Raw genomic sequence first — 6776 nt, forward strand, 5'->3', positions numbered from 1 at the left:
CAGGATGCGGCGCCGCTTCACCTCAACCACGACCGTATTCTTGCGGCCATGGCTGAACTGCTGCTGCACCTGGCCGGATTCGACGGTCCGCTTGATGCCCAGCGGCTTGCGGCCCAGAACCGGCTTGTCTTCCTTGCTGTCACTCATACGACTGAACTATACCCTTCACTTCAACCCGGCTGGTAAGGCCCGCCGGCGCCTTCATTCCATGCAGCCTAGACGCCCTGCGCACCGGCGGAGTCCTGCTCCCCATGCGCGGGCGCCTCGGTAGCGCAACCCAGATAGCTTTCCAAGCGGCCGATGGCCGTACGCAGACGCGACGCGGCACGCGAGTCGGTCACTGCGATATGGACGACATTGTCCCGCCCCATTGCCATAGATAGGGCGTGTCGGTCCACAGGCAAGACGATGCCTGCCAAATCCGTGCCTTCCGCCTCCTGCCCGACGCGCAGGGCCTGGTCCAGCTTGCGATTGCCGTCCGCCGCCGCATCGCTGGCGTGGAGCAGCAGTTCGACCTTGCCCTGACGGCAGGCCACGTCGATCTTTTCAGAGCCGGTGAGGACCATGGACGCCCGCGCCTCCAGCCCCAGCCGGTCGAGCAGCGCCTTGCGCAGCCCCTCCTCTATGAGGTCCGGCAGCGCATCGGGAATGTGCAGATCGCCGGTCTTGAAAGCGCGGGACAGCGCGCCCTTGAGCTTGCCCCTGGTTAGCGCCTGCTCCAGCTCGGCGCGCGGCACACCGATCCATGCGCCACGGCCGGGCGCCTTTGCGCGGATATCGGGCAGCACCTCACCAGCCGGTCCGATGGCCAGCCGCACGAGCCCTTCGGGATCAGCGCGATCGCCGGAGAGGATGCACTTGCGTTCGGTCACAGGATCAGCCCCTCCCTTTCAAGGGAGGGCCGCCCAGAGGCACGTGACTCTGGATGAGGGTGGGTCGCGCAAAGCGCATCCGCCCTCACCCTTTCCTGGTAGCTGGCGATTGCCACCCAATCGCACCCACCCCCGGCCCTTCCCCTGAAATGGAAAGGCGCGGATAGAGCAGCGCTATATGCCGGTCTTAGCCTCTCATTGGGGAGTAACCGCAGCATTGGCGTCCTCCCCAGGCTTGGGCGCGGGCGGACGATCGGCAATCAATATGCCGTTCGTCCCGTAATTTTCCGTCGAAATCTCCGAAATCACCACCTGCACGGCGGCGGCGGGCTTGCCCAGCCGCTCTACCATCGACCTGGTGATGTCGGCGACGATGGCCGATTTCTGTTCGCGGGTGGCGCTTCCGGCCAGACGGATATCGATGAACGGCATGAGCCTTACGCCTCCTCGCCTTCGAACCAATGCGCGCGGGCGGCCATGATGATCTCATTGCCCTGTTCTTCGGTCAGGCCATATTCGGCAAGGATGCCGCCCTTGTCCTCACTGCCTTCATTACGGCGGCGGCGCTGATCGACGCGCTTCTTGGCGATCAGTTCATCGGTCGCAAGGTCGGCGAGATCGTCAAGCGTCTTCACGCCCGCCTTGCCCAGCGTCACCAGCATGGCTTCGGTGAGGTGCGGCATGTCGGCCAGCGCATCCTCGACGCCCAGCGCGCGGCGTTCGTCGCGGGCAGCGGCCTCGCGGCGCTCCAGCGCTTCCTGCGCGCGGCTCTGCAACTCGGCGGCCAGTTCCTCGTCGAACCCTTCGATCGAGGCCAGCTCGTCCACCTCGACATAGGCGACTTCTTCCAGCTCGCCAAAGCCTTCGGCCACCAGCAGCTGCGACAGCGTTTCGTCCACGTCCAGCTCGTTCTGGAACATTTCGGAGCGGGCGACGAATTCCTTCTGGCGCTTTTCGGACGCGTCGGCCTCGGTCATGATGTCGATGGCCTTGCCGGTCAGCTGGCTGGCGAGGCGGACATTCTGACCACGGCGGCCGATGGCGAGCGAGAGCTGATCGTCGGGAACGACGACTTCGATGCGCTCCTCCTCCTCGTCGATGACGACGCGGGCGACCTGCGCGGGCTGGAGCGCGTTGACGACGAAGGTCGCCGTGTCTTCCGACCAGGGGATGATGTCGATCTTTTCGCCCTGCATTTCCTGCACGACCGCCTGCACGCGGCTGCCCTTCATGCCGACGCAGGCGCCGACCGGATCGATGCTGCCGTCGCGGCTGATCACGCCGATCTTGGCGCGCGAGCCCGGATCACGGGCGGCGGCCTTGATCTCGATCACGCCGTCATAGATTTCGGGGACTTCCTGCGCGAACAGCTTCTTCATGAATTCGGGATGCGCGCGGGACAGGAAAATCTGCGGCCCGCGATTTTCGCGGCGCACGTTCAGGATCACCGACCGGATGCGGTCGCCGACGCGGACGACTTCGCGCGGGATCTGCTGGTCGCGGCGGATGACGCCCTCGGCCCGGCCCAGGTTCACGACGACATGGCCGAACTCGACGGACTTGACGACGCCCGTGATGATCTCACCCACGCGGTCCTTGAATTCCTCATATTGACGCTCGCGCTCGGCGTCGCGGACCTTCTGGAAGATCACCTGCTTGGCCGACTGGGCATCGATGCGGCCAAGGTCGATCGGGGGCAGCGGATCGACGATGAAGTCGCCGATGACGGCATCCTTCTTCAGCTTCTGCGCCTGCTTGAGGTCGACCTGCTTGAAATAATCGTCCACGGCCTCGACCACTTCGACGACGCGCCACAGGCGCAGGTCGCCGCTATCGGGGTCCAGCTTCGCGCGGATGTCGTTTTCCGCACCATAGCGCGCGCGGGCGGCGCGCTGGATCGCGTCTTCCATCGCCTCGATGACGATCGCCTTGTCGATCATCTTCTCGCTGGCGACGCTGTTCGCGATGGCGAGCAGCTCGGCCTTGTTGGCGGAAATGGCGTTGGCCATGGTCGTGAACCCTTACTCTTCGGTTTCGAACTCGTCCGCCCCATCGGATGAGAGCGGCATGCTAGCAGAAATGAGCGCGTCGGTCAGTATCAGCTTGGCATCGCCGACCAGCGCGAAGGGGATGGAGACATCCCCGGCCTTATTGTCCTTGAACTGGATGTTCCCACCCTCGACGCCGTTCAGCGTGCCCCGGAAGCTCTTGCGCCCCGCGACAGCCTCCGCCGTGGCGATCTTCGCCTCATGCCCGGCCCATTCCATATAGTCGTGGAGGCGGGTCAGCGGCCGGTCGATGCCGGGCGAGCTGACCTCCAGCCGGTAGGCTTCCTCGATCGGATCAGCCTCGTCCAGCACATCGGACAGGCGGCGCGAGATGGTGGCGCAATCTTCGATTACGAGCTGCTTGGTCGCCGGATTTTCCGCCATGACCTGCAACGTATATTCGTCACCCGACCCGAACAGCTTCACGCGCACGAGGTCGAAGCCCAGGGCCTTCACCTCCGGTTCGATCAGCGCGGTCAGTTCGGCGATGTCCGCCATGCAGTCTCCAGCAAAATATATGCGCCTTCCCCGCCGCAGGCTTTCCGCCCGCGACCCCGACATGTTTGACGATGTAAGGAAGCAAGGGCGATATAAGGGGCGTGTGGAAAATCTGCAACAAAATTAATCCTGGCCCATTTCATCCGTTCGGGCTGAGCTTGCCGAAGCCCTTCGCTTTCTTGCAGAAGTAGAAAACGCCGCCTCCGGCGCGACAGGCTCAGGACGAATGGAGATTGGAATGGACCGCGCACTCATCACAGCCCTGCCCCTCATCCTCATCGCCTGCTCGGCTGACAACGCCACGGGACAGAATAGCAGCGGCGTGGCGGACAAGCCGTTCAAGACATCCGTCATCGCCGATTTCGATTCGCCCTGGGCCATGACGTTCCTGCCCGACGGCCGCGCGCTCATCACCGAAAAGGCGGGCGAGATGATCCTGTTCGACCCGAAGAACGGGACCAAGATTCCGGTCGCGGGCATACCGAAGGCCGACAGCGCGGGCCAGGGCGCGCTGATGGACGTGGTCCTTTCCCCCGGCTTCGCGCGCGACAGGAAAGTCTATTTCAGCTTTTCGGAGGCCGGGCCCGGCGGCAAGGGCGTCGCGCTGGCGACCGGCACCTTCAACCAGGCGAGCGACGGCACCACGAAACTGGACGGCGTGAAGACCATCTTCCGCGCCACGCCCTATGTCGATGGCAACGGCCATTATTCCGGCCGCATCGCCTTTTCACCGGACGGGAAATATCTCTTCTTCACCAATGGCGAGCGGCAGAAGTTCGATCCGGCGCAGGACCCGAAGGCCACGCTTGGCAAGGTGCTGCGCCTGAACCTCGACGGCACGCCCGCCGCTGGAAACCCGCTCGCGGCGAAGGGCTTTCATCCTGCCGTCTGGTCCTATGGCCACCGCAACCTGCTGGGCATCGCCTTCGACAAGGACGGGCGGCTGTGGGAGCAGGAGATGGGGCCCAAGGGCGGGGATGAGGTCAACCTCATCAAGCCAGGGCTCAACTATGGCTATCCCAAAGTGTCCAATGGCGACCATTATGACGGCAAGCCGATCCCCGATCACAGCGCGGGTGACGGCTTCGAAGCGCCGAAAGTCTGGTGGACCCCGGTGATCTCGCCCGCTGGCCTGCTTTATTATTCAGGCGACCTGTTCCCGCAGTGGAAAAATTCCCTCTTCATCGGCGGCCTGTCGAGCCAGTCGCTGGTGCGCGTGAAGCTGGACGGAGAGAATGCGGCGAAGGCGGACCAGTGGGACATGGGCGCGCGCATCCGCGAGGTAGAGCAAGGGCCGGACGGCGCTCTCTGGCTGCTGGAGGATGGCGGTCAGGGGTCGCAGGGGCGGCTGCTCAAGCTGACGCCTGCCAGTTGACCAGCCTCACCTCCGTTGGTTTCGAGCGAAGTCGAGAAATGGAAAGCGTAGCCCCATCGTTTCTCGACTTCGCTCGAAACGAACGGAGGCATTAATCGTCATCGCCGCGAAGGCGCGGACCCGTCTTCCCGCCTTGTGGCGGGATGAAATCCGGGTTCCCGCCCGCGCGGGACGACGAAGACATGCCGGAAGCGGCGCGTGCCAGCCTTAAACCAACCGGCTCTGCTTCACCGCCGCCTCGATGAAGCTGGCGAACAGCGGATGCGGGTCGAAGGGTTTGGACTTCAACTCCGGGTGGAACTGCACGCCCACGAACCACGGATGGTCCGGCCGCTCGACAATTTCGGGCAGAGTGCCGTCAGGCGACATGCCGGAAAAGATCAGGCCGCCCTTTTCAAGCGCGTCGCGATAGCCCGCGTTCACCTCGTAACGGTGGCGGTGGCGCTCGCTAATCTCTTCCACGCCATAGATGCCGGCGACGACGCTGTTGCCGGTCAGCTTGGCCGGATAAGCGCCCAGCCGCATCGTGCCGCCCAGATCAGTCTCGGCCGTGCGTTTCTGGAGCCCCTCGCTGCTCATCCATTCGGTGATGAGTCCGACGACCGGCTCCGACGTTTCGCCAAATTCAGTGGTGGACGCGTCGGCAATGCCTGCCGTGTTCCGCGCGCCTTCGATGCAGGCCATCTGCATGCCAAGGCAGATGCCGAAGAAAGGCACGTTGCGTTCGCGCGCGAAGCGGACGCTGGCGATCTTCCCTTCCGACCCGCGCACGCCAAAGCCGCCGGGCACCAGGATGCCGTGCATCGGTTCCAGGCTGGCGGCGACGTCATCGCCCTTTTCAAACAGTTCCGCGTCGATCCACTTGATGTTCACCTTCACCCGGTTGGCGAAGCCGCCATGGGTCAGCGCCTCGTAGAGCGACTTGTACGCGTCCGGCAGGCCGACATATTTGCCGACGACGCCGATCGTCACTTCGCCTTCGGGATTCTGCTGGCGATCCATGATGTCGATCCAGCGGTCGAGCGACGGCTTGGGCGCGCCCTCAATCCCGAAGGCGCGCAGCACTTCCTCATCCAGCCCTTCGGCATGATATTGCGCGGGCACGGCATAGATGCTGCTGGCGTCCAGCGCCGGAATCACCGCTTCCTTGCGGACATTGCAGAACAGCGCGATCTTCGCGCGCTCGCTGTCGGGCAGAGGATGTTCGCAACGGCACAGCAATATGTCCGGCTGGATGCCCAGCGACGTCAATTCCCGCACGCTATGCTGCGTCGGCTTGGTCTTCAACTCGCCCGCGGCGGCGATATAGGGGACCAGCGTCACATGGACGAAGATCGATTGGCCGCGATCCAGATCATTATGCAACTGGCGAATCGCTTCCATGAAGGGCAGCGATTCGATGTCGCCCACCGTGCCGCCAATCTCGCACAGCACGAAGTCCAGATCGTCGGTGTCGGCGGTGGCGAAGGCCTTGATCTCGTCCGTGACGTGGGGGATCACCTGCACCGTCGCGCCCAGATAATCGCCGCGCCGCTCGCGCTGGATGATCGTCTGATAGACGCGGCCCTGCGTCACATTGTCCGACTGGCGCGCCGAAACGCCCGTGAAACGCTCATAATGGCCGAGGTCAAGGTCGGTTTCCGCCCCGTCGTCGGTCACATAGACTTCGCCATGCTGATACGGGCTCATCGTGCCCGGATCGACATTGAGATAGGGGTCGAACTTCCGAATGCGCACACGGAACCCTCGCGCCTGCAACAGAGCTGCAAGCGAAGCGGCCATCAGGCCCTTGCCAAGCGAGGAGACCACGCCGCCGGTGATGAAAATATACCGCGCCATGGGAGGAGAGGCTTAGCCTTTTACAAACGAGTTGGGCAAGCGCGCGAATCCACGCGCGAGCAAAAAAGATCGGAAATGGGAAAGAAAGATCAGTTGGCGAGCGGGACCGCGCCGCCATTGGCGTTGCCGCCGGCCTGACCTTCG

7 protein-coding genes are annotated in these 6776 nt (G+C 63.7%); 1 reads left to right on the forward strand and 6 read right to left on the reverse strand.

The genetic code is table 11. The features are described 5' to 3' along the window. The 5 genes from L288_RS42330 to rimP form a co-directional block, all read right to left on the reverse strand. Window positions 1-147: translation initiation factor IF-2 associated domain-containing protein (locus L288_RS42330; RefSeq protein ID WP_152522058.1), on the reverse strand; the 147-nt coding region annotated here is incomplete at its 3' end. A gap of 68 nt (window positions 148-215) precedes the next feature. Next, entirely contained in the window at window positions 216-872 is a 657-nt protein-coding gene (locus L288_RS30930; RefSeq protein WP_021238082.1) for a DUF448 domain-containing protein, read from the reverse strand. A 195-nt stretch (window positions 873-1067) separates the two neighbouring features. Continuing rightward, window positions 1068-1304 (reverse strand): tautomerase family protein, encoded by a 237-nt coding sequence (locus L288_RS30935; protein ID WP_021238083.1) that lies wholly within the window; start codon window positions 1302-1304, stop codon window positions 1068-1070. 5 nt (window positions 1305-1309) lie between these two features. Continuing rightward, window positions 1310-2881, reverse strand: a complete 1572-nt coding sequence (gene nusA, locus L288_RS30940) for a transcription termination factor NusA (RefSeq protein ID WP_021238084.1) — start codon at window positions 2879-2881, stop codon at window positions 1310-1312. Between the two features lie 12 nt (window positions 2882-2893). Continuing rightward, window positions 2894-3418, reverse strand: a complete 525-nt coding sequence (gene rimP / locus L288_RS30945) for a ribosome maturation protein RimP (RefSeq protein WP_021238085.1) — start codon at window positions 3416-3418, stop codon at window positions 2894-2896. A 238-nt stretch (window positions 3419-3656) separates the two neighbouring features. Here rimP and L288_RS30950 point away from each other — a divergent pair, with 238 nt between their 5' ends. Beyond that, the gene (locus L288_RS30950; protein ID WP_031304305.1) at window positions 3657-4793 is read left to right on the forward strand and encodes a PQQ-dependent sugar dehydrogenase; all 1137 of its coding nucleotides are present in this window, start codon (window positions 3657-3659) and stop codon (window positions 4791-4793) included. 207 nt (window positions 4794-5000) lie between these two features. On the opposite strand, the gene L288_RS30955 is transcribed toward L288_RS30950, so the two are convergent. Next, window positions 5001-6632, reverse strand: coding sequence for a CTP synthase (locus L288_RS30955; protein WP_021238087.1), 1632 nt, complete (start codon window positions 6630-6632; stop codon window positions 5001-5003). Window positions 6633-6776: the final 144 nt, after the last annotated feature.

Source organism: Sphingobium quisquiliarum P25 (genome assembly GCF_000445065.1).
GTDB lineage: Bacteria > Pseudomonadota > Alphaproteobacteria > Sphingomonadales > Sphingomonadaceae > Sphingobium > Sphingobium quisquiliarum.